Genomic DNA, 21,158 nt, shown 5'->3' with positions numbered 1-21,158 from the left:
GGGAGAGTCCTGCCGGGTGGAGTCCCGACGCATCGTGATGAAGGGGAGTCGATGGCGTACGACCTGATCACCATGGGACGGATCGGGGTGGACCTCTACCCCCTCCAGACCGGCGTCCCGCTCGACCGGGTGTCCTCCTTCGGCAAGTTCCTCGGCGGCTCCGCCACCAATGTCGCCGTCGCCGCCGCCCGCCTCGGACTCACAACCGCCGTCATCACCCGTACGGGTGACGATCCGTTCGGTACGTACCTCCACGAGGCGCTGCGCGGCTTCGGCGTCGACGACCGCTGGGTCACCCCGGTGCCCGGCCTGCCCACCCCGGTCACCTTCTGCGAGGTCTTCCCGCCGGACGACTTCCCGCTCTACTTCTACCGGCAGCCCAAGGCCCCCGACCTGGAGATCCGCCCCGGCGAACTCGACCTCGACGCGATCCGCGCCGCCCGCGTCTTCTGGGTCACCGGCACCGGCCTGAGCGAGGAGCCCAGCCGTACGGCCACCCTGGGCGCCCTCGCCCACCGGGCCCGGTCCGGCATCACCGTCTTCGACCTCGACTGGCGCCCGATGTTCTGGCGCGACCCCGACACCGCCCGTCCCTTCTACGCCGAGGCCCTGCGGCACGCGACCGTCGCCGTCGGCAACGTGGACGAGGTGGAGATCGCCACCGGCGTCCGCGAACCGCACGCCGCCGCCCGCGCGCTGCTGGCCGCGGGGGTGGAGCTGGCGGTGGTGAAACAGGGCCCCAAGGGCGTCCTCGCCGTCCACCGCGACGGCGAGAGCGCCGAGGTGCCTCCGCTGCCCGTCACCGTCCTCAACGGCCTCGGCGCGGGCGACGCGTTCGGGGGCTCGCTGGTCCACGGCCTGCTGGCGGGCCGGGACCTGGAGACGGTCATGCGCCACGCCAACGCCGCCGGCGCCATCGTGGCCTCCCGCCTGGAGTGCTCCTCCGCGATGCCGACACCGGACGAGGTGTCGGCGGCACTGACGGCGGGAGCGGTGCGATGAGCCCTGGCCGGGCGGTGGCGGCGATCCTCCTGGGGACCCCCGCCCGGGTCACCGCCACCGGGGCGCGGAGCACAAAGGCCACCGCCGGGGCGAGGATCGTCGCCGGGGCCCGTGCTGCCACCGGGGTCGGGAGCGCGTGCGCCCCCCGCCCCGCCGAGGCCGCCGCCGGGAGGAGGAGCGCCCCTCGGGCCCGCGTCGCCGCTGCGGCGGCGGGCGCCATTCGGGGCCGTGCCGTCGGCGGTGGCTGGAGTACATGCGGCTCGGGTCCCGCCGAGGTTTCCGGTGGGGCCTCGCGATGAGTGCCGTTCACGTCGACGTCGCCGCCCTCGTCCATCTGCGGGCCCGGCATCCCGAGGCCATCGCGGAGGCGGCTGCGCGGCGGGTGCGGCGGGCGTTGGTGGGGGCGCGGGAGCGGTTGCTGATCGTGGCCGCCGATCATCCGGCGCGGGGGGCGCTCGGTGCGGGAGGGCGGCCCTTCGCCATGGCCAACCGGGCCGACCTGCTGCACCGGCTGTGCGTGGCGCTGTCCCGGCCCGGTGTGGACGGCGTGCTGGCCAGTGCCGACGTGCTGGACGACCTGCTGCTGCTCGGTGCGCTGGAGGGCAAGGTCGTCCTCGGCTCCATGAACCGGGGCGGCCTCCAGGGCGCCCGCTTCGAGCTGGACGACCGCTTCACCGGGCACCGCCCCGAGGACATCGCGCGCCGCCGCTTCGACGCGGGCAAGCTGCTGCTGCGCATCGACCCCACCGACCCCGGCTCGCTGACCACGCTGGAGTCCGCCGCCCGCGCCGTCGACGCGATGGCGGAACGCCGACTCCCTCTGTTCGTCGAGCCGTTCCTCAGCCGACGCGGGCCGGACGGGCGTCTGCGCAACGATCTGTCCGCCGAGGCGGTGACCACCTCCCTGGCCATCGCCTCCGGACTCGGCGGCTCCTCCGCCTACACCTGGTTGAAGGTGCCCGTCACGGAGAACCCGGACGACATGGCCGACGTCATGGCGACCACCACGCTGCCCGCCGTCCTGCTGGGCGGCGAGACCGGCGGCTCCCCGCAGGAGCAGGCCGCCGCGTACGAGAAGTGGCGCGGCGCGCTGCGCCTGCCCACCGTGCGCGGCCTGGTGGTCGGCCGCACACTGCTGTACCCGGCGGACGGCGACGTGGCCGCCGCCGTGGACACCGCCGCAGGACTGCTGTGAGGGCCCGCATGACCAGCACCCGACTCCACCTCCCGCACGGCGAGGCCGCCGGCGGCCCGTACGCGCTCGACATCGGCCCAGGTCAGGAGGGCTGGGCACACACCCGCCTGCGCGTCGTGGAGTTGAAAGCCGGCGGCACCCATACCTTCGACACCGGTGCCGCCGAATGGATCGTGCTCCCCCTCCAGGGTGCATGTACCGTACAAATTGACGAGAACGAGTTTCAGATCCGGGGCCGGGAGAACGTGTTCGCGGCAGTCTCCGACTTCGCGTACGCCCCCCGCGACAGCCGGGTCCAGATCGCCTCCGGCGCGGGAGGCCGCTTCGCCCTGGCAGGAGCGAAGTGCGAGCGACGACTCCCCGCCCGCTACGGCCCCGCGCCGGAGGTCCCCGTCGAAGAGCGCGGCAGCGGCACCTGCGCCCGCCAGGTGCGCAACTTCGCCGCCGCCGACACCTTCGACTGCGACCGGCTCATCGCCGTGGAGGTCGTCACCCCCGGCGGCAACTGGTCGTCCTACCCGCCGCACAAGCACGACAAGCACCGGCCGGGGGAGGAGACCGAGCTGGAGGAGATCTACTACTTCGAGATCGAGGACGGCGGCCTCGGCTACCAGCGTGTCTTCCCCTCCCGCCCGGGCGGCGCCGACCTGCTCGCCGAGGTCCGCACGGGTGACGCGGTGCTCGTACCCGACGGCTGGCACGGCCCGTCGATCGCCCAGCCCGGCCACGCCATGTACTACCTGAACGTGATGGCCGGACCCGGCGCCGGCCGGGAGTGGCGGATCAGCTTCCACCCGGACCACTCAGGGGGTTACCGGTGACCATCCGGCTCACGGTCGCGCAGGCGCTCATCCGCTTCCTCGCCGCCCAGTACACCGAACGCGACGGCGTGACGCAGCGGCTCATCGGCGCCACCTGGGGCGTCTTCGGGCACGGCAACGTCGCGGGGATCGGCCAAGCCCTGCTGGAGAACCGGAAGTTGATGCCGTACCACCAGGGCCGCAACGAGCAGGCGATGGTGCACGCGGCCGTCGGCTACGCCCGTCAGTCGAACCGCCTCTCCACCCACGCCGTGACCACCTCCATCGGCCCCGGCGCCACCAACCTCGTCACCGGCGCCGCCCTCGCCACCATCAACCACCTCCCCGTCCTGCTGCTCCCCGGCGACGTCTTCGCCGCCCGCCCCGCCGACCCCGTCCTCCAGCAGCTCGAACTCCCCTACACGGGCGACGTGTCGGTGAACGACACCCTGCGCCCGGTGTCCCGGTACTTCGACCGCATCACCCGCCCCGAGGCCCTGATCCCGGCCGCGCTCGCGGCCGCACGGGTGCTCACCGACCCCGTCGACACCGGCGCCGTCACCCTCGCCCTCCCGCAGGACGTGCAGGCCGAGGCGTACGACTGGCCCGAGGAGTTCTTCGCCGACCGGGTGTGGACCGTCCGCAGACCCGGCGCCGACCCGGCCGAACTCGCGGCAGCGGTACGGGCGATCAGGCAGGCCCGGCGTCCCCTCGTCGTCGCGGGCGGCGGGGTCCACCACAGCCGCGCCGAGGACGCGCTCGCGGAGTTCGCCGCCGCCACCGGCATCCCGGTCGCCGCCACCCAGGCGGGCAAGGGCTCCCTGCCGTACGACCATCCCCAGGACGTGGGCGGCATCGGCCACACCGGCACCGCCACCGCCGGTGAACTCGCCCGCGCCGCCGACCTGGTGATCGGGATCGGCACCCGGTACACCGACTTCACCACGGCCTCCGGCACCCTCTTCCAAGACCCCGGCGTGCGCTTCCTCAACCTCAACATCGCGCCCTTCGACAGCCACAAGATGGCCGGGCTGCCGCTGGTGGCCGACGCCCGCAGCGGGCTGGGCGAGCTGACCGAGGCGCTGGGGATGCACGAGCACCGGGTCCCGGAGCCGTACACCGCCGCCTACACGGCGGCCAAGGCGGAGTGGGAGCGCCGCGTCGACGCCTGCTTCGCCGCCGAGGACCCGGACGCGGTGCCGACCCAGACCCAGGTGATCGGTGCGCTGGACGCCCTGGTGGACGCGAGCGACATCATCGTGGGCGCCGCCGGCTCCCTCCCCGGCGACCTGCACAAACTCTGGCGGACCCGCGCCCGTGACCAGTACCACCTGGAGTACGGCTACTCCTGCATGGGCTACGAGATCCCGGCCGCCCTCGGCGTGAAACTCGCCGCTCCCGAGCGCAACGTCTGGGCGCTGGTCGGCGACGGGACCTATCTGATGATGCCGACCGAGATCGTCACCGCCGTACAGGAGGGCGTGGCGGTGAAGATGGTGCTGATCCAGAACCACGGGTACGCGTCCATCGGCGGGCTTTCCGAGTCGGTCGGCGCCGAGGGCTTCGGGACCGCCTACCGGTTTCCCGCCGGGGACGGCACCCTCACCGGCCCGCCCCTGCCGGTCGACCTCGCCGCCAACGCGGCCAGCCTCGGCATGCGGGTGCTGCGCGCCAGGACGGTCTCCGAGCTGCGCGGCGCCCTCGCCGAGGCGCGCGCCGCCGACACCCCCACTTGTGTCTACGTGGAGACCGAAACGTCCGACAGTGTGTCGGGCGCGCCCCCGGCCGCGGCCTGGTGGGATGTTCCTGTGGCCGAGACCGCGACCAGGCCGTCCGCGGTCAAGGCCCGCGAGCTGTACGAACGGCATCTGCCGGCCCGCCGCCGCCATCTGTGACAAGGAGCCCGAGGACATGACGAAGATCGTCAACCACTGGATCGGCGGCAAGACCGCCGAGGGCGCGTCGGGCACGTACGGCCCGGTCACCGACCCGGCGACCGGCGAGGTCACCACCAAGGTCGCCTTCGCCTCCGTCGAGGAGGTGGACGCCGCGGTCGCCGCCGCCAAGGACGCCTTCACCACCTGGGGCCAGTCCTCGCTGGCCCAGCGCACCACGATCCTGTTCAGGTTCCGGGCGCTGCTGGACCAGCACCGCGACGAGATCGCCGCGCTGATCACCGCCGAGCACGGCAAGGTGCACTCCGACGCGCTGGGCGAGGTCGCGCGCGGCCTGGAGATCGTGGACCTGGCCTGCGGGATCAGCGTCCAGCTCAAGGGCGAGCTGTCCACCCAGGTCGCCACCGGGGTCGACGTGGCCGCGATCCGGCAGCCGCTCGGCGTGGTCGCGGGCATCACCCCGTTCAACTTCCCGGCGATGGTGCCGATGTGGATGTTCCCGCTCGCCATCGCGTGCGGCAACACCTTCGTGCTGAAGCCGTCGGAGAAGGACCCCTCGGCCGCCCTGAAGCTGGCGGAACTGCTGGCCGAGGCCGGGCTGCCGGACGGTGTCTTCAACGTCGTGCACGGTGACAAGACGGCCGTCGACCGACTGCTGGAGCACCCGGACGTGAAGGCGGTGTCCTTCGTCGGCTCCACCCCGATCGCCCGCTACATCCACACCACCGCCTCCGCCCACGGCAAGCGCGTCCAGGCCCTCGGCGGCGCCAAGAACCACATGCTGGTCCTCCCCGACGCCGACCTCGACGCGGCGGCGGACGCGGCGGTGAGCGCCGCCTACGGCTCGGCGGGCGAGCGCTGCATGGCGATCTCGGCGGTCGTCGCGGTCGGTTCCATCGGCGACGAACTGGTGCGGAAGATCCGCGAGCGCGCCGAGAAGATCAAGATCGGCCCCGGCACCGACCCCACCTCGGAGATGGGCCCGCTGATCACGGCGGCCCACCGCGACAAGGTGGCCTCCTACGTCGCCGGCGCCGCCGCCGAGGGCGCCGAGGTCGTGCTCGACGGCACGGGATACACCGTCGAGGGCCACGAGGGGGGCCACTGGATCGGCATCTCCCTGCTCGACAAGGTGCCGACCAGCGCGAAGGCGTACCAGGACGAGATCTTCGGCCCGGTGCTGTCCGTGCTGCGCGTCGACACCTACGAGGACGGCGTCGCCCTCATCAACGCCTCCCCGTACGGCAACGGCACCGCCATCTTCACCCGCGACGGCGGCGCCGCCCGCCGCTTCCAGTTGGAGATCGAGGCCGGCATGGTCGGCGTCAACGTCCCGATCCCGGTCCCCGTCGGCTACCACTCCTTCGGCGGCTGGAAGGACTCCCTCTTCGGCGACCACCACATCTACGGCAACGACGGCACCCACTTCTACACCCGAGGCAAGGTCGTCACCACCCGCTGGCCCGACCCCTCCGACACCCCCGCCGGCGTCGACCTGGGCTTCCCCCGCAACCACTGAGCCGGCGCCGCTTCGGCGGCCTGGCCCGCTTTCTCCGGGTCCGGCCGCCGCAAATCCTGTGGCAGCGGTGTCGGTGGTGCCGCTTATGCTGCCCCCGAAGATCACCGGGGCCAGGGGAGGGCGCGGCATGTTCGGCAGGCTGACCAGGGGTGGGAAGAGACCGGAGGCGGACCCGTACGTCCTGCCGGCCCCCCGCAGATTCGGCGTCTACCGGCTGGAGGCGCTCGGGGACACCCGGGTGCGGACCCTGCTGCGGGCGGCCGGGACAGGGGACTGGGAGGCGGTCAAAGAGGCGCTGACCCCCTTCGACCTCGGCCGGGACCACCAGCTCCTGGACGAACTGGCCGAGGTGGCCGGGGTGCAGGACTGGATCGGCCGGGCCGTCGAGGAGGACGGGGAACACCGCGCGACGGCCCTGCTGATCTCCGGGGCGCGTCACGTCGTCTGGGGCTGGGAGGCGCGCACCAGGGATCAGGCCCACAACGTCTCGCGGGAACAGTGGCGGGTCTTCCACGAGCGGCTGCGCATCGCCGAGGAACACCTTCTGGAGGCCGCCGAACTGCGCCCCGAGTGGATCACCCCGTGGCGCCCCCTGCTGAAGTCCGGCCGCGGCATGTCGCTGGGCGACGACGTCAACCGGGCCCGGCGCGACGCCGCCCTGCGCCGCGACCCGCTGGACCTGGAGACCCACTACGAGTGGGTGACGTTCCGGCAGCCGCGCTGGCACGGAAAACCCGGCCAGGCCCTGGCGTTCGCGCGCAAGGCGTTCCACGGCGCGCCGGAGGGCCATCGCCTCGGCTGCGTCCTGGCCATGGCGCACATCGAGGACTGGGTGGAGTCGGACGCCGGCGACTGCCTCGACGCCTGGCACATCCAGACCGAACTGCGGGACGCGGCCAAGCACAGCATCCTCCACCCGGCCTACGAGCGGCGCCGGGGCTGGCAGGAGGACTTCAACGTCTTCGCCATGGCCCTCTCGCTGTCCGGCGAGAGCATCGTGGCCCCGCGCGTCTATCGCGAGCTGCGCCGCGCGTACACCCGGTGGCCGTGGCGGTACGTGAACCACCCCGAGAAGCTGTACGCCCGCTACCGGAGCCGGGCCTGAGAACGCCGGCCCTTCCCGCACGCCGCCGTTCCGCGCGCACCCACTCCCGCCGTCGTCCCCCGACGACCACACCCCGGACTCCGTGATGACTCTGCCCGACACCTCCATGTCCCCGGCCGGCGCCGACCGCACCTTCCAGGTGGACCTGCGCGGTCTGGTCGACCTCCTCTCCCACCACCTCTACTCCAGTCCCCGCGTCTATCTGCGCGAACTCCTGCAGAACGCGGTGGACGCCCTGACCGCCCGGTACGCCCATGAACCCGGCGCCGCCCAGGGCGACTTCGGCATCCGGCTCTACGCCGACGGGTCCTCCGTACGCGTCGAGGACGACGGTGTCGGTCTCACCGAGGCCGATGTGCACACCTTCCTCGCCACGATCGGCCGCAGCAGCAAGCGCGCGGACCGCATCGCCGAGCAACGCGGCGACTTCATCGGCCAGTTCGGCATCGGGCTGCTCTCCTGCTTCCTGGTCGCGGACGAGATCCACGTACTGAGCCGGTCCGCCCGCACCCCCGGCGCGGCGGCCGTGGAGTGGCGGGGCCGGGGTGACGGCAGCTACACCGTCCGCACCCTGCCCGCCTCAGCTCGCCCCCGCCCCGGCACCACCGTCACCCTGACCCCGCGCACCGACGCGGCCGAGTGGACCGCCCCGGCCCAAGTACGGTCACTGGCACAGCACTTCGGCTCCCTCCTGCGCCACCCGGTGACCTTCGACGACGGGGGGCCGGCCCGGCTCCCGTCAACCCCGAGCCCGCGCCCTGGGCGCTCACCCACCCCACGCCGGGGGCCCGGGCGCGTGCGCTGGCCGGGTACGGCGAGGACGTCCTCGGTTTCACCCCGCTGGACACCATCGAGCTGGACCTGCCCGCCGTCGGGCTCAAGGGCATCGCGTGCGTCCTGCCGGACACGGTGCCCGCCGGGCGCCGCCACGGCCACCGCGTGCACGTCAAGGGCATGCTGCTGTCCGAGCGGGCCGAGGAGATCCTGCCCGAGTGGGCGTTCTTCGTCCGCTGCGTGGTCGACGCCGAGAGCCTGCGCCCGACGGCGTCCCGCGAGGCCCTGTACGAGGACGACACCCTCGCCGCCGTCCGCGACGCGCTCGCCGAACGACTGCGCGCGTGGCTCGCGAGGATCGCCGCCAGCGATCCGGACCTCCTCGGCCGGTTCCTCCGGGTGCACCACCTGGCCGTGAAGTCGCTCGCGGTGCACGACGACGAGATCCTGCGGATGCTGCTGCCCTGGCTGCCGTTCGAGACCACCGACGGGCACACCACCCTGGACGAGTTCGCCCGCGCCCACCCCACCGTGCTCGTCACCTCCAGCGTGGAGGAGTTCCGGCAGGTCGCCGCGATCGCCTCGGCCGCCGGGCTCGGTGTCGTCAACGGCGGCTACACCTACGACCGCGAACTGGTCCACCGGCTGCCCGAGATCAGGCCCGAGGCCACGGTGGCCGACCTCGACCCGGCCACCCTCACCGCCCACCTGGACACCGTCGACCGGGAGACGGAGCTGGCCGCCGCGGCCTACCTCGCCCTGGCCCGCGACGCCCTCGCCGTCTTCGACTGCGACGTGGCGCTGCGCACCTTCCAGCCCGCCTCCGCCCCCGCCCTGCTGGTCGACAGCCGGGAGGCACGGCACGAGCGCACCCGCTCCCAGCTCGCCCGCGAGCAGGAGGGCGGTCTGTGGGGCGACATCCTCGGCCACCTGCGCCAGGAGGCCCCGCGCGCCCAGCTCATTCTCAACCAGCTCAACCCGCTGGTCCGCACCGCCGTCACCATCGACGAGCCCGAACTCGCCCGTACCAGCGCCGAAGCCCTCTACGGGCAGGCCGCGATGCTGTCCCGGCGTCCGCTCAGGCCGGCCGAGTCGAGCCTGATCAACCGCTCCTTCCTCGACCTTCTCGCCCACGCCCTGCGCAAGGACCGCTGACGATGCCGACCGCACCCCGGACCACCGACGAGCTGTACCAGGCGCTCCGCGAGAACGACGGACGCCCCTACGGCCGTACCCGCACCCTCACCGCCGAGGAACTGGCCGAGGCCGCCGAGCAGTTCGGCGATCCCCGGCTGCTCGCCGTGACCCTCATGGGCCTCCAGGAGGCGTACGCCTACGGCGCCGAGCCCCGGAAGTCGCCCGTCGTCTTCGCCCGCCTCCTCGCCCTCTACGACGAGCAGCCCGACGTCTTCGACGCCGCACTGCGCCACTCGCTGTTCTGGCGCTTCAAATGGGTGGGCAACGCCCTGCGCGCGATCCCCGAGGTCCCCCTGACCGCCCTGCGCCAGTGGCTCACGGAGATGCGCGACCGGTACGAGAAGGCCGGACTGGGCCTCCAGCCGTACTACGGGCAGTGCTTCCAGCTCGCCGCCCACACCGGGGAGGGCGCCGACCTCGCCTACGAACTGTGGGCGAGCCGCACCCGTACCCCGCTCAGCGACTGCGAGGCGTGCGAGATCTGCGAGCGGGCCCGCCACCACCTCGCGGCGGGCGAAGACGAGCGCGCGCTGGCCGTCTGGGAACCCGTCCTGGCCGGCAACGAGTCCTGCCAGGAGGAACCCGCCCGCTCCGTCTCGTACGCGCTGCTGCCCCTGCTGCGCACCGGCCGCGCCGACCGGGCCCGCGAACTGCACCTGACCGGGTACCGCGCCTGCCGCCGCAACCCCTCGATGTCCGGCGAGGTGGGCCGGCACCTGGAGTTCTGCGCGCTCACCGGCAACGAGGCGCGCGGCCTGGAACTCCTCGCCGAGAACCGGAACCTGTTCGAGGACGTGGACTCGCCGCTGGACCAGTACGACTTCCTCACCGGCGTCGAGGTCCTCCTCCAGCGCGTCGAGGCCCTCGGCCACGGCGGCCTGCCCGCCGCCGGACCCCCCGGCCGCACCTGGACGGTGACCGCCCTGCGCGCCGAGGTGCGCGGCCGCGCCGACGACCTCGCCGCCCGCTTCGACGCCCGTAACGGCACCACCGCCCACACCGACCGCCGCCGGGCCCGCCTCGACCGCGTCCCACTCCTGGGGGCGCTCGAACTCACCCTGCGCACCCGTGCCCTCGACGACGTGGCCCCGGCCGCGCCCGTCGCCGTACCCGCGGCCGGCCTTCCGGAGTCGCTGCCCGCGCTCATCCGGCGGGCGCGGGAGCTGGAACGGCAGGGACACCCGGACGACGCCGCCCACTGGACCCGGCTGCGCGCCCTCGTCGCCGCCCCCGGCTACACCCACCCCGACGACCCCGACGTGGGCCCGCTCGCCCGGCTCCGCGCCGACCTGCTGTCCGAGGAGGCGAACCAGGAGGCCGAGGAGGAGCGGTACGAGGCCGCCGCCGCGCTCATGGAGGAGGCCGCCGGCCTCTACGACGAGGCCGGTGAACCGGGTGCCGCGGCCGTCTCCCGGGCCGGCGCCCTGGTCGCCCGTGCCGAGACCGTCCCGGAGGACGCCACCGACGTGACCGGGACGAAGGTCACCGCGCTGACCGCAGCCCACGCGGCGATCGTCCGCCTGCGGGAGGAGACGCCCGGCCTGGCGCCGTACCAGGAGGCCCGGCTGCTGCGGCTGCGGGTGACCGCGCTCGCCCTGCGGTTCCAGGCGTCGCGGGACGAGGAGTACAGCGCGCCCGTCCTCGCCGAGGCGGACCTGCTGCACGCGTTCGCCACCCGGCACGACCTCGCCGGCCAGATATCCGGCGCCCTGATGATGCGGGCGAGCACCCACGCCCTCTCCGGGGACCTGCCCGCGGCGGTCGCCGAACTCGACGCCCTCCTGGACCGGCTCAGGGCGCACGGGCCCGCCTGGCACCTGCCCCGCACTCTCGGGCTCCGCGGCCGGGTCCAGCTCGGGCTCCGGGACGCCCCAGGCGCCCACGAGAGCCTGACCGAGGCCCTGCGGCTGGCCGCCGGACAGCCGGCCCCGCACGCCGGCACCGCCCGGCTCCACGCCGACCTGGCCCAGGCGTGCCTGGGCCTCGGCGAGCCGGACGAGGCACTGCGGCACCTGACCCGCTCGGCCGAGCTGGACCTCCGCGACGGCAAGCGCGTGGACGCGTTCTGCACCTACACCGACGTGGCCCACCTCAGCCTCGACCTCGGCCGCGAGGAGGACTGCATCGCCCTGATGGACTCGCTCCTCGCCGAACCGGACGTCGCCGGCGGGGAGGTGGACGACCGGCTGGTGGCCCAGCTCCGCCTGGCCCGCGCCCGCGCGTTCCGCGCGGCGGACGACCTGGGGGCCGCCACGGCCGAGTTCGCCGCGCTCGCGGCCGAGTCGGCGGCCTGGGACGACGATCCGGGCAGCCACGCCATGATCGCTGCCGAGACGGCCGTACTCCTCGCCGGGACGGGGGAGTTCTCCCGGGCCCGCGAGGCCGTGGACCAGGCGCTCGCCGCGCACACCCGCGCCCCGCGCTACGACCGGATCAGCGGCGCCCTGCGCGAACTCGCCCGCCTCCAGGCCGAGTGGCAGGGTCCCGACGGACTGGCCGACGCCCTCGACCTGCTCGCCGACGCCGGCCGGATCGCCGACGAGGCCCGCGCCGCCGGCCACCAGGCCACGGGCCGCTCCCTGGACACCGCACTGGCCTACGAGTACGGCCGGGTCAACACCTACGCCCGCGAGTACGCGGACGCGGTGACCGCCCTGGAGAAGGCACTCGCCCTGCTCGGAGAGCCGGGGCCGGAATCGGAGACCGCCGCCGAGTGGGCCGAGTGCGTCCGGTTCGCGGCCGCCGTGGAGGGCCTCCACCAGGAGCGCCGCCATGACGCCCGTGTCCGCCTCACCGCGGCGATCAAGCTCCTGACCGCCGCCGGGTACACCGAGGAGACCGGGGAGCTGGTGAAGCTGGAGGACCGGCTGAGCAGGCACACGTAAGCGGCAACCCTCCCCTCGACCGGCCCCGAAGGCAGCCTTCGCCGTCTTCGGGGCCGTCTTTTTTCGGCCACCGCCTGCGGTTCCCGTACGGCCGACAAGGGCGCGGGCGCCTGCGTGATGCTGCCGTTTCGGTCGTCAACAGGGCGTCAGGGCTGCGGATTCCGTAGGTGAACACCCATTGACGTGGTGGTTTTCGTCGGTGTTCCATGCAGCGCCGGGAGCGAGACGTACGACACACAGCGAGCCGCCGGAGGCGATACCGCTCCCGCCCGAGTCCTCACCGCACGAGTCGATCGGACGCCGCATGACCGACACGCTCCGCCCCGCCGAGCCAGCCAGCGCCACCGAGACCGGCGACGGTCAGCGGAAACTCAAGCGTTCCATCGGCGTCGTCGGCGGCACCCTGCTGACCCTCTCCTGCGTGACGCCCGCCTCCACCCTCTTCGTGGTCGTCCCGGACCTGTTCGGCACCCTCGGCACCGCGACCGCCCTCACCATCGCCATCGGCTCGGTGCTCTGTATCGCCGTGGCGTTCTGCTACGCCGAGCTGGGCACCCTCATCCCCAGCGCGGGCGGCGAGTACGCCATGGTCTCCACCCTCGCCGGACGGCTCGCGGGCTGGCTGGTGTTCGTGCTGTCGCTGCTGGTCGTCGTGATCGTGCCGCCCGTCATCGCCATGGGCACCGCCGACTACCTCGCCCCCCTCGCCCACGTGGACCCCGCTCTCACCGGCGCCGGGGTCATGCTGCTCGCCACCCTCGCCGGACTGCTCGACCTGCGCGCCAACGCATGGATCACCGGCGTCTTCCTGGTCCTGGAGGTGATCGCGGCGGCCGTCGTCGCGGTGCTCGGCTTCTCGCACGCCCACCGGGGCGCCGGCAGCCTGGTCTCCATGCAGGTGGCCGGAGCCCACGGCGGCGTGGACCCCGTCACCGCCGCACTGGTCGTCTCCGGTCTCGCCATCGCCCTCTTCGTCACCCAGGGCTTCTCGACCGCCGTCTACCTCTCCGAGGAACTGGAGCACCCGCGCCGGGACGTGGCCCGTACCGTGCTCGCCACCCTCGCCATCTCCACCGTGATCATCCTGGTGCCGGTCGCCGCCATCACCATGGGCGCCACCGACCTGAAGGAACTGACCGGCGGCGACCTCAGCGCCATGGTGACCGCCTGGTCCAACACGGCCGTCGGCACGTTCGTCAGCCTCTGTGTCGCCCTCGCCATCGTCAACGCGGGCATCGTGATGGTCATCCAGAACTCCCGGGTCCTGTTCGCCTCCGCCCGCGACAAGGCGTGGCCCACCCCGGTCAACCGCCTGCTCTCCCGGCTCGGCCGCTTCGGCTCGCCCTGGGTCGCCACCCTCACCGTCGGCGTTCCGGGCGCGCTGCTCTGCTTCGTCGACCTGGACACCCTGTACGGCGTCACCGGGGTCTCCGTCACCGCCATGTACCTGCTCGTCGCCGTCGCCGCCCTGCTGGGCCGCCGCGACAGCCACCGGCACACCCCGGCCTGGCGGATGCCGCTGTGGCCGGCCGTACCGGTGCTGCTCATCGCCGTCCTCGGCTACGTCCTCGTCCAGCAGGACCCCGCCTACCTGCTCCTGACCGGCGGCATCACCGCCGCCGCCACCCTGTACTGGGCGCTGTACCTGCGGCCCCGCCGCGACACCCACTGGCTGGTCTCGGTCCCGGAAGACACCCGGAGCTGACCCGGCGCCCCTGTCTACCGCACCCGCAGTACACCCGCCCGGGCCCGTACTCCCGAAGGAGGGGCGGGGGTTCAGCCCGGCGGGGCCGTCCGGCGGGGAGGGCGGCCCGTACCGTTGGGTCATGGATCTTCGAGTGCCCCGGCTGCCGAAGGTGCCCCGGCGGGCCGCCGCGCTGGGGGCCGCCGTACTGCTGGCCGCCACCGGCACATGGACGGCGACCGCGTCCGACACACCCCGCCCGCACCGCGCCGACCAGGTCCTGACCATGACGGACGGCACCCGCGTGGACACCTCGTACTTCACGTCGGGAGGAGGCGGCCGGCGCCCCGCCGTCCTGCTGGCCCACGGCTTCGGCGGCAGCAAGGACGACCTGCGCGCCCAGGCCGAGGACCTCGCCGGCCACGGGTACGCCGTACTCACCTTCTCGGCACGGGGGTTCGGCCGCTCTACCGGCAAGATCGGGCTCAACGACCCGGCGCACGAGGTCACCGACGTCTCCCGCCTCATCGACTGGCTGGCCAAGCGGCCCGAGGTCCGCCTCGACAAGCCCGGCGACCCGCGCGTCGGCATGGCAGGCGGCTCGTACGGCGGGGCCATCTCCCTGCTGGCGGCCGGACACGACCCGCGTGTGGACGCCATCGCGCCCGCCGTCACCTACTGGGACCTCACCGACGCCCTGTTCCCGAACGGCGTGTTCAAGAGGCTGTGGACCGGCGTCTTCTTCAACTCCGGTGGCGGGTGCGGGCAGTTCGAGCCCGCGCTGTGCGCGATGTACCAGCGCGTCGCCCAGTCCGGCGTCCCCGACGCCGACGCCCGCGCCCTGCTCCAGCGCCGCTCGCCCGTCACCGTGGCGGACCGGATCAAGGTCCCCACCCTGCTCTTCCAGGGCCAGACCGACTCCCTGTTCACCCTCGCCCAGTCCGACGCCGCCGAGCGCGCGATCCGGGCCAACGGCGCGCCCGTCGAGGTCGACTGGATCGCGGGCGGCCACGACGGGGGAGACCTGGAGACCGGCCGGGTCCAGGGGCGGGTGCGGGACTGGTTCGACCACTACCTCAAGGGCGAGCCGGCCGGCACCGGGCCCGCCTTCCGGATCACCCGCACCGGAGGCGTCGACTCCACCGACGGCAGCACCCGCAGCCGGGGCGCCACCGCCGACACCTACCCCGGCCTGCGGAGCGACCCGCGCACCATCCCCCTCACCGGCCGCGAGCAGCACATCGCCAACCCCGCGGGCGCCAGCCCGCCCGCCGTCTCCGCCCTGCCCGGCCTCGGCGGAGGCGGCCTCGCCCAGCTCTCCGCCCTCGGCACCGGCGTCTCCCTCGACTTCCCCGGCCAGTACGCCACGTTCGACGCACCGCCGCAGCGCACCGCCCTCCGCATCACCGGCACCCCGACCGCCCGCGTCCATGTGAAGTCCACCAGCGCCGACGCGGTCCTCTTCGCCAAGCTCTACGACGTCGGCCCCGGCGGCAGCCAGGTGCTCCCCGGCCAGCTCGTCACCCCGCTCAGGATCACCGGCGCCAAGGAGGGCAAGGACGTCACCGTCACCCTCCCGCCCGTCGACCACGAGGTCCAGCAGGGCCACCGCCTCCGCCTGGTCCTCGCCACCACCGACCTCGCCTACGCCTCACCCACCGCCCCCGCGACCTACACGGTGTCCATCGAGGGCCCGCTGAGCGTCCCCACGGCTCCCGCCGTCACCACCGCGGCCACCCCGCTGCCCTCCTGGGTCTGGTGGCTCCCGCTCGGAGGCGCCGCAGCCGCCCTCGCCCTCCTCCTCACCGCCCGCCGCCGCACCACGGCCCCCGCACCCGACCCCGAGCTGGCCGAAGTCCCCCTGGTCATCACCGACTTGAGCAAGCGCTACGCCAAGTCGTCGGACAGGTACGCCGTACGCGACCTCTCCTTCCGCGTCGACAAGGGCCAGGTGCTCGGACTGCTCGGGCCCAACGGCGCGGGTAAGACCACCACCCTGCGCATGCTGATGGGCCTGATCCGGCCCGACGGCGGCGAGATCCGCGTCTTCGGCCACGCCATCCGCCCCGGCGCCCCCGTCCTCTCCCGCGTCGGCGCCTTCGTCGAGGGCGCCGGCTTCCTGCCCCACCTCACCGGCCGGGAGAACCTGGAGCTGTACTGGCGCGCCACCGGCCGCCCGCCCGAGGACGCCCACCTCGCCGAGGCCCTGGAGATCGCCGGCCTCGGCGACGCCCTGGCCCGCGCGGTCCGCACCTACTCCCAGGGCATGCGCCAGCGCCTGGCCATCGCCCAGGCCATGCTCGGCCTGCCCGACCTGCTCATCCTGGACGAGCCCACCAACGGCCTGGACCCGCCGCAGATCCGCGAGATGCGCGAGGTCCTGATCCGGTACGCGGCCGCCGGGCGCACCGTCATCGTCTCCAGCCACCTGCTGGCCGAGGTCGAGCAGTCCTGCACCCACCTCGTGGTCATGGACCGGGGCCGGCTGGTCCAGGCGGGCCCGGTCCGGGAGATCGTCGGCTCCGGCGACACCCTGCTCGTCGGCACCGGCACCCCCCTCGCCGAGCCGGTCGTGGAGAAGGTGGCCGCGCTGGACGGCGTCGCCTCCGCCGTACCGGCCGAGGGCGGGCTGCTGATCCGCCTCGAACCCGGCCACACCGCGGGGCAACTCGTGGTGGACCTGGTCCGGCTGGAGGTGCCCGTGCTCTCCGTCGGCCCGCACCGGCGTCTGGAGGACGCCTTCCTCACCCTGATCGGAGGCTCCGCGTGAGCACGCTCACCGAGGCCGCGGAGACGGCACCCGGCTACCGCGCCGCCCGCACCCTGCCCGTACGCGTCGAACTCGTCCGGCAGCTCGGGCGGCGCCGCACGCTGGTCATGGGCGCCGTCCTGGCCGCGCTGCCGCTGGTCCTGCTGGCCGCGTTCGCGATCGGGGGCGACCCGGCCGGGCGGGGGCGCCGGATCTCCCTGATGGACACGGCCACCGCGTCCGGCGCCAACTTCGCCGCCGTCAGCCTCTTCGTCTCGGCCGGCTTCCTGCTGGTGATCCCGGTCGCCCTGTTCTGCGGGGACACGGTCGCCTCCGAGGCCGGCTGGTCCTCGCTGCGCTATCTGCTGGCGGCGCCGGTGCCCAGGGCCCGGCTGCTGCTGTCCAAGCTGGTGGTGGGGCTCGGGATGAGCCTGGCCGCGATGATCCTGCTGCCGACGGTGGCGCTGGCGGTGGGCACGGCCGCGTACGGCTGGGGGCCGCTGCTCGTGCCGACCGGCGGGGCGGTGGAGGCGGGGACGGCGGTCGGGCGGCTGGCCGTGGTGGTGCTGTACCTCTTCGTCTCGCAACTGGTCACCGCCGGGCTCGCGTTCTGGCTCTCCACCCGGACCGACGCCCCGCTCGGCGCGGTGGGCGGCGCGGTCGGGCTGACCATCGTCGGCAACGTCCTGGACGCGGTGACCGCGCTCGGCCACTGGCGGGAATTCCTGCCCGCGCACTGGCAGTTCGCCTGGGCCGACCTCCTCCAGCCGCACGCGGAGTGGGCCGGCATGGCCCAGGGCGCCTCGGTCTCGGGCACCTGTGCCCTGGTCCTCTTCGCCCTGGCCTTCCGGGGCTTCACCCGCAAGGACATCGTCTCCTGACGGGAGCCCGTACACACGGCGGCGGCCCACCGGTCGGAACCGGTGGGCCGCCGCTGCGGGGGGCTCGATCAGCCGTTGCCGGCACCGTTGCCGGACAGGGCGGAGATGTCGTCCAGGATGTGCGACAGCGGCTCGTCGCCCTTGGCCTGGGTCGAGTTCTCGACGCACTGCTGGTTCTGCGGCGAGGACAGGACGGGGATGTCCTGGATGCCGACGTTGATCAGGGCCACCAGGGACTGGGCGTTGAGCTTCGCCGGCAGGCCGATGCAGGGCTTGTTCAGCGAACCCTGGACCAGAGCCAACTGCGGGCTCATGTTGCCGTAGGTGGCCGAGTTGCCGAACGACTGCGAGGCGCCGTTGCCGCTGAACGACGTGGTGCCGTGGTCGTCACCGATGGCCAGGGCCTGCGGAGCGGCAGCGCCCGCGAGACCGGCGACGGAGGCGGCGACGGCCGCGGTTGCCCACAGCTTCTTCATGTTGGTTCCCTTCGAAAGGCGGACTCCGGGGAGGAGCTGCGTGATCGTCAACGGGGAAGCGGGCGCCGGGGTTGCGGTCTTTGACCCTAACGGGGCAGCGCAGTCCGATGAGTTCACAAACGCCCCCCTCGGCTCACCCGCCTCGGAAAACACCGACGGGCCGCCGAACGAGTCGGCGGCCCGGATGCGTCGCGGAGCCGTCAGTTGTTGGCGGCGCCGTTGCCGGACAGGGCGGAGATGTCGTCCAGGATGTGCGACAGCGGCTCGTCGCCCTTGGCCTGGGTCGAGTTCTCGACGCACTGCTGGTTCTGCGGCGAGGACAGGATCGGGATGTCCTGCACGCCGATGTTGAGCAGACCCACCAGGGACTGGGCGTTGACCTTCGCGGGCAGGCCGATGCAGGGCTTGTTGAGCGAACCCTGGATGAGCGCCATCTGCGGGCTCATGTTGCCGTAGGTCGCGGAGTTGCCGAACGCCTGGGAGGCGCCGTTGCCGCTGAAGGACGTCGTGCCGGTGTCATTGCCGATGGCCAGGGCCGGCGACGCGGCGGCGGCGGAGACGCCGGCAACGGACGCGGCGACCGCGGCGGCGGCCAGAACCTTCTTGATCACTTGCGATTCCCTTCTGGAGAAACCCCGTCCATCGGAGTGCCCGGCTCAACTGCCGGGCGGGGGAGAGGGTTGCTCCCGTTCACTCCAACGGCCGATGGGGGCGCGGGAAATCGGCCGCGCGCCGTCGGGGGAATTCCGTCTCCTCCGTGCACCGGAAGCGATCCGATCGGGTGACTTACCGCAACCAATCGGCGCCCCTCCGGTTGATGTCTCCGCAGGAACGAACGTCTGGCGACCAGCCAGGAAAGCGTCTGGCGAGCAGCCAGGAAAGGAAAGCGAAATGCTGAAGAAGGCAATGGCCGCGGCGGCGGTCGCCGCGTCCTTCGTGGGCGTGTCGGCGGCGGCGGCCCCTCAGGCGCTTGCCATCGGCAACGACACGGGCACCACGTCGTTCAGCGGCAACGGCGCCACCGAGGCGTTCGGCAACAACGTGACCAACGGCGACCTCAGCCCGCAGGCCACGCTCGTGCAGAGCTCCCTGAACAAGCTCTGCGTCGGCCTGCCGGTCAAGGCGAACGTCCAGTCGGTGCTGGCCCTGATCAACGTCGGTGTCCAGGACATCCCCGTCCTGTCCTCCCCGCAGAACCAGCAGTGCGCCGAGAACTCCACCCAGGCGAAGAACGACGAGCCGCTGTCGCACCTCGTCGACGACGTCTCCGTCCTCGCGGGCAACGGCGTCGCCAACGACTGACGCTCGCGCGAGCGCTGATGCGAAAACCGCCCGGCGGCACGGGAAATCCGTGCCCCGGGCGGTTTTCGCTGCCCTTTTTCGGGGGCCGGTGTTGCTCCATGCTGTCAATTACCTGGGGGCGTTCGAGTGAATTGACGGGCGACGCGCGTTCCGCAGTTTCTTCCGCCGTCTATTCCTCGTTCTACAGCCTGCCGGTCATGGTGCGAGCCGTTCAAGTTGTGCTCGCTCGGTTTCGGCCGTCACAGGGCATGACCGCAGAGAAGGGAAAGACCATGAAGAAGAGCGCTGCTGTCATCGCCGGCGCCATCCTGGCTCTGGGTGGGGCGGCTCCCGCCTTCGCCGACGCCGGTGCCGAGGGCGCCGCGGTCGGTTCGCCGGGTGTGCTGTCCGGCAACGTCGTCCAGGTCCCGATCCACATCCCGGTCAACGTCTGTGGCAACTCCATCAACGTGATCGGCCTGCTGAACCCGGCGTTCGGCAACGCCTGCGTCAACGACTGACGCGCATAACGCAAGGCACCAGCCCCACGGCTGCGTTCAGGCCGGCCCCGGACCGTTGATCCAATGTGAATCTGCGTTCCGGGGCCGGCCTTCCCACTTCTTCGAGCAGGAAGACCACGAGATTGCGACAGACCCTGAGCAAGGGCATGGTCGTGGCCGCCGCCGCGACGGGTGTGCTGTCCTTGTACGTCAGTCAGGCGCTCGCCGATTCGGGAGCGGACGGAGCCGCACAGGGCTCTCCCGGCGCGGTGTCCGGCAACACCCTCCGGGTGCCGGTGCACGTCCCGGTCGACATCTGCGGCCACTCCGTCGATGTGACGGCCGCGCTGGACCCGGCCGTCGGCAACGCCTGCGTCAAGGACGCCCTCCCCAAGGCGCCCCGCACCACCGCGCCGTCGTCCTATGGTGACGACGACGAGCCGAGCACCCCGGTAAAGACCCCGCCCGCGTACGGCGCCGAGGAGACCAAGCCGCCCGCCGCGTACGGGGGCGACGACGAGACCACCCCTCCGCCGTCCTACGGCCACGACGAGCCGAGCGCCCCGGTCACCACCGCGCCCGCCTCGTACGGCGACGACGAGGAGACGACGCCGCCCCCGTCGTACGGGGACGACGACGAGACGACACCCCCGCCGTCGTACGGCCACGACGACGAGACCACCCCGCCGCCGTCGTACGGCGACGACGAGACGACACCCCCGCCCTACGGCGGCGAGGAGACCACTCCGCCTCCGTACGGCGGTGAAGAAACGTCTCCTCCCCCTTACGGCGGCGAGGAGACCACCCCTCCGCCCTACGGGGGCCACGAGACCACGCCTCCCCCCTACGGCGGCGAGGAGACCACTCCGCCTCCCTACGGCGGTGAGGAGACCACGCCTCCTCCGGGCGGGCACACCACGCCCCCGCCCGGAGGTCACACGACACCGCCGCCCGGCGGGCACACCACTCCGCCTCCGGGAGGTCACACCACGCCCCCGCCGGGAGGTCACACCACACCGCCTCCGGGTGGGCACACCACACCGCCTCCGGGTGGGCACACCACTCCGCCCACCCTTCCGCACACCGGTGGCAACGCGCGGATGCTGTGGGCGACTTCGGGCGCCGGAGCCGTGCTGATCGCCGGCGGAGTCCTGCTGTTCCGGCGCGGCCGGACCATGTCCCGGCACCGCTGACCACCGGGTGCCGGACCCGAGC

15 protein-coding genes and 1 pseudogene are annotated in these 21,158 nt (G+C 73.1%); 14 read left to right on the top strand and 2 right to left on the bottom strand.

Going from position 1 to position 21,158, the window contains the following annotated elements; genetic code table 11:
- The first annotated feature begins 51 nt into the window (after positions 1 to 51).
- From iolC to ACZ3HQ_RS19315, 11 genes and pseudogenes are all read left to right on the top strand, one after another.
- Positions 52 to 1,002: a 5-dehydro-2-deoxygluconokinase gene (gene iolC / locus ACZ3HQ_RS19365; protein ID WP_467512447.1), complete on the top strand. Its 951-nt coding sequence runs from the start codon at positions 52 to 54 to the stop codon at positions 1,000 to 1,002.
- Between the two features lie 295 nt (positions 1,003 to 1,297).
- A complete protein-coding gene (locus tag ACZ3HQ_RS19360) occupies positions 1,298 to 2,197 on the top strand; it encodes a Cgl0159 family (beta/alpha)8-fold protein (RefSeq protein ID WP_467512445.1) in 900 nt (299 codons plus the stop codon).
- An 8-nt stretch (positions 2,198 to 2,205) separates the two neighbouring features.
- Positions 2,206 to 3,018 (top strand): 5-deoxy-glucuronate isomerase, encoded by an 813-nt coding sequence (gene iolB / locus ACZ3HQ_RS19355; RefSeq protein WP_467512443.1) that lies wholly within the window; start codon positions 2,206 to 2,208, stop codon positions 3,016 to 3,018.
- Positions 3,015 to 4,892: a 3D-(3,5/4)-trihydroxycyclohexane-1,2-dione acylhydrolase (decyclizing) gene (gene iolD, locus ACZ3HQ_RS19350; RefSeq protein WP_467512441.1), complete on the top strand. Its 1,878-nt coding sequence runs from the start codon at positions 3,015 to 3,017 to the stop codon at positions 4,890 to 4,892. The genes iolB and iolD overlap by 4 nt, the downstream gene beginning before the upstream one ends.
- A 16-nt stretch (positions 4,893 to 4,908) precedes the next feature.
- Complete coding sequence (mmsA, locus tag ACZ3HQ_RS19345) at positions 4,909 to 6,411, top strand: CoA-acylating methylmalonate-semialdehyde dehydrogenase (RefSeq protein WP_467512439.1); 1,503 nt, start codon at positions 4,909 to 4,911, stop codon at positions 6,409 to 6,411.
- Positions 6,412 to 6,538: 127 nt separating this feature from the next.
- Entirely contained in the window at positions 6,539 to 7,516 is a 978-nt protein-coding gene (locus tag ACZ3HQ_RS19340) for a hypothetical protein (RefSeq protein WP_467512437.1), read from the top strand.
- Between the two features lie 85 nt (positions 7,517 to 7,601).
- Positions 7,602 to 9,445: pseudogene (locus tag ACZ3HQ_RS19335) on the top strand (HSP90 family protein).
- A 2-nt stretch (positions 9,446 to 9,447) separates the two neighbouring features.
- A complete protein-coding gene (locus ACZ3HQ_RS19330; RefSeq protein ID WP_467512435.1) occupies positions 9,448 to 12,372 on the top strand; it encodes a hypothetical protein in 2,925 nt (974 codons plus the stop codon).
- 304 nt (positions 12,373 to 12,676) lie between these two features.
- Entirely contained in the window at positions 12,677 to 14,077 is a 1,401-nt protein-coding gene (locus tag ACZ3HQ_RS19325) for an APC family permease (protein ID WP_467512433.1), read from the top strand.
- 121 nt (positions 14,078 to 14,198) lie between these two features.
- The gene (locus tag ACZ3HQ_RS19320) at positions 14,199 to 16,826 is read left to right on the top strand and encodes a CocE/NonD family hydrolase (protein ID WP_467512431.1); all 2,628 of its coding nucleotides are present in this window, start codon (positions 14,199 to 14,201) and stop codon (positions 16,824 to 16,826) included.
- Positions 16,823 to 17,686, top strand: a complete 864-nt coding sequence (locus ACZ3HQ_RS19315) for an ABC transporter permease (protein WP_467512428.1) — start codon at positions 16,823 to 16,825, stop codon at positions 17,684 to 17,686. The genes ACZ3HQ_RS19320 and ACZ3HQ_RS19315 overlap by 4 nt, the downstream gene beginning before the upstream one ends.
- A 68-nt stretch (positions 17,687 to 17,754) precedes the next feature.
- Here the strand turns inward: ACZ3HQ_RS19315 and ACZ3HQ_RS19310 are convergent, their stop codons facing one another.
- Both ACZ3HQ_RS19310 and ACZ3HQ_RS19305 read right to left on the bottom strand, forming a co-directional pair.
- Positions 17,755 to 18,162, bottom strand: a complete 408-nt coding sequence (locus ACZ3HQ_RS19310) for a rodlin (protein WP_086694836.1) — start codon at positions 18,160 to 18,162, stop codon at positions 17,755 to 17,757.
- A 200-nt stretch (positions 18,163 to 18,362) separates the two neighbouring features.
- On the bottom strand, positions 18,363 to 18,773 hold the full coding sequence (locus tag ACZ3HQ_RS19305; protein WP_467512426.1) for a rodlin: 411 nt from the start codon (positions 18,771 to 18,773) through the stop codon (positions 18,363 to 18,365).
- Between the two features lie 280 nt (positions 18,774 to 19,053).
- On the opposite strand from ACZ3HQ_RS19305, the gene ACZ3HQ_RS19300 reads away from it, so the two are divergent.
- The 3 genes from ACZ3HQ_RS19300 (at position 19,054) to ACZ3HQ_RS19290 (ending at position 21,136) form a co-directional block, all read left to right on the top strand.
- On the top strand, positions 19,054 to 19,464 hold the full coding sequence (locus tag ACZ3HQ_RS19300) for a rodlin (RefSeq protein WP_467512424.1): 411 nt from the start codon (positions 19,054 to 19,056) through the stop codon (positions 19,462 to 19,464).
- Between the two features lie 272 nt (positions 19,465 to 19,736).
- Entirely contained in the window at positions 19,737 to 19,964 is a 228-nt protein-coding gene (gene chpD / locus ACZ3HQ_RS19295) for a chaplin ChpD (protein WP_467512422.1), read from the top strand.
- Between the two features lie 122 nt (positions 19,965 to 20,086).
- Positions 20,087 to 21,136, top strand: a complete 1,050-nt coding sequence (locus ACZ3HQ_RS19290) for a chaplin family protein (RefSeq protein ID WP_467512420.1) — start codon at positions 20,087 to 20,089, stop codon at positions 21,134 to 21,136.
- Positions 21,137 to 21,158: the final 22 nt, after the last annotated feature.

The organism is Streptomyces sp. NPDC018263 (genome assembly GCF_055562575.1).
The sequence above is the reverse complement of the archived record's forward strand: the minus strand, read 5'-3'. Positions and strand labels throughout refer to the sequence as shown.

Bases quoted from the DNA above. Each gene is read 5' to 3' on its own strand.
- iolC (WP_467512447.1), top strand. From the start codon at position 52: ATGGCGTACGACCTGATCACCATGGGACGGATCGGGGTGGACCTCTAC.
- ACZ3HQ_RS19360 (WP_467512445.1), top strand. From the start codon at position 1,298: ATGAGTGCCGTTCACGTCGACGTCGCCGCCCTCGTCCATCTGCGGGCC.
- iolB (WP_467512443.1), top strand. From the start codon at position 2,206: ATGACCAGCACCCGACTCCACCTCCCGCACGGCGAGGCCGCCGGCGGC.
- mmsA (WP_467512439.1), top strand. From the start codon at position 4,909: ATGACGAAGATCGTCAACCACTGGATCGGCGGCAAGACCGCCGAGGGC.
- ACZ3HQ_RS19340 (WP_467512437.1), top strand. From the start codon at position 6,539: ATGTTCGGCAGGCTGACCAGGGGTGGGAAGAGACCGGAGGCGGACCCG.
- ACZ3HQ_RS19330 (WP_467512435.1), top strand. From the start codon at position 9,448: ATGCCGACCGCACCCCGGACCACCGACGAGCTGTACCAGGCGCTCCGC.
- ACZ3HQ_RS19325 (WP_467512433.1), top strand. From the start codon at position 12,677: ATGACCGACACGCTCCGCCCCGCCGAGCCAGCCAGCGCCACCGAGACC.
- ACZ3HQ_RS19320 (WP_467512431.1), top strand. From the start codon at position 14,199: ATGGATCTTCGAGTGCCCCGGCTGCCGAAGGTGCCCCGGCGGGCCGCC.
- ACZ3HQ_RS19310 (WP_086694836.1), bottom strand. From the start codon at position 18,162: ATGAAGAAGCTGTGGGCAACCGCGGCCGTCGCCGCCTCCGTCGCCGGT.
- ACZ3HQ_RS19300 (WP_467512424.1), top strand. From the start codon at position 19,054: ATGCTGAAGAAGGCAATGGCCGCGGCGGCGGTCGCCGCGTCCTTCGTG.
- chpD (WP_467512422.1), top strand. From the start codon at position 19,737: ATGAAGAAGAGCGCTGCTGTCATCGCCGGCGCCATCCTGGCTCTGGGT.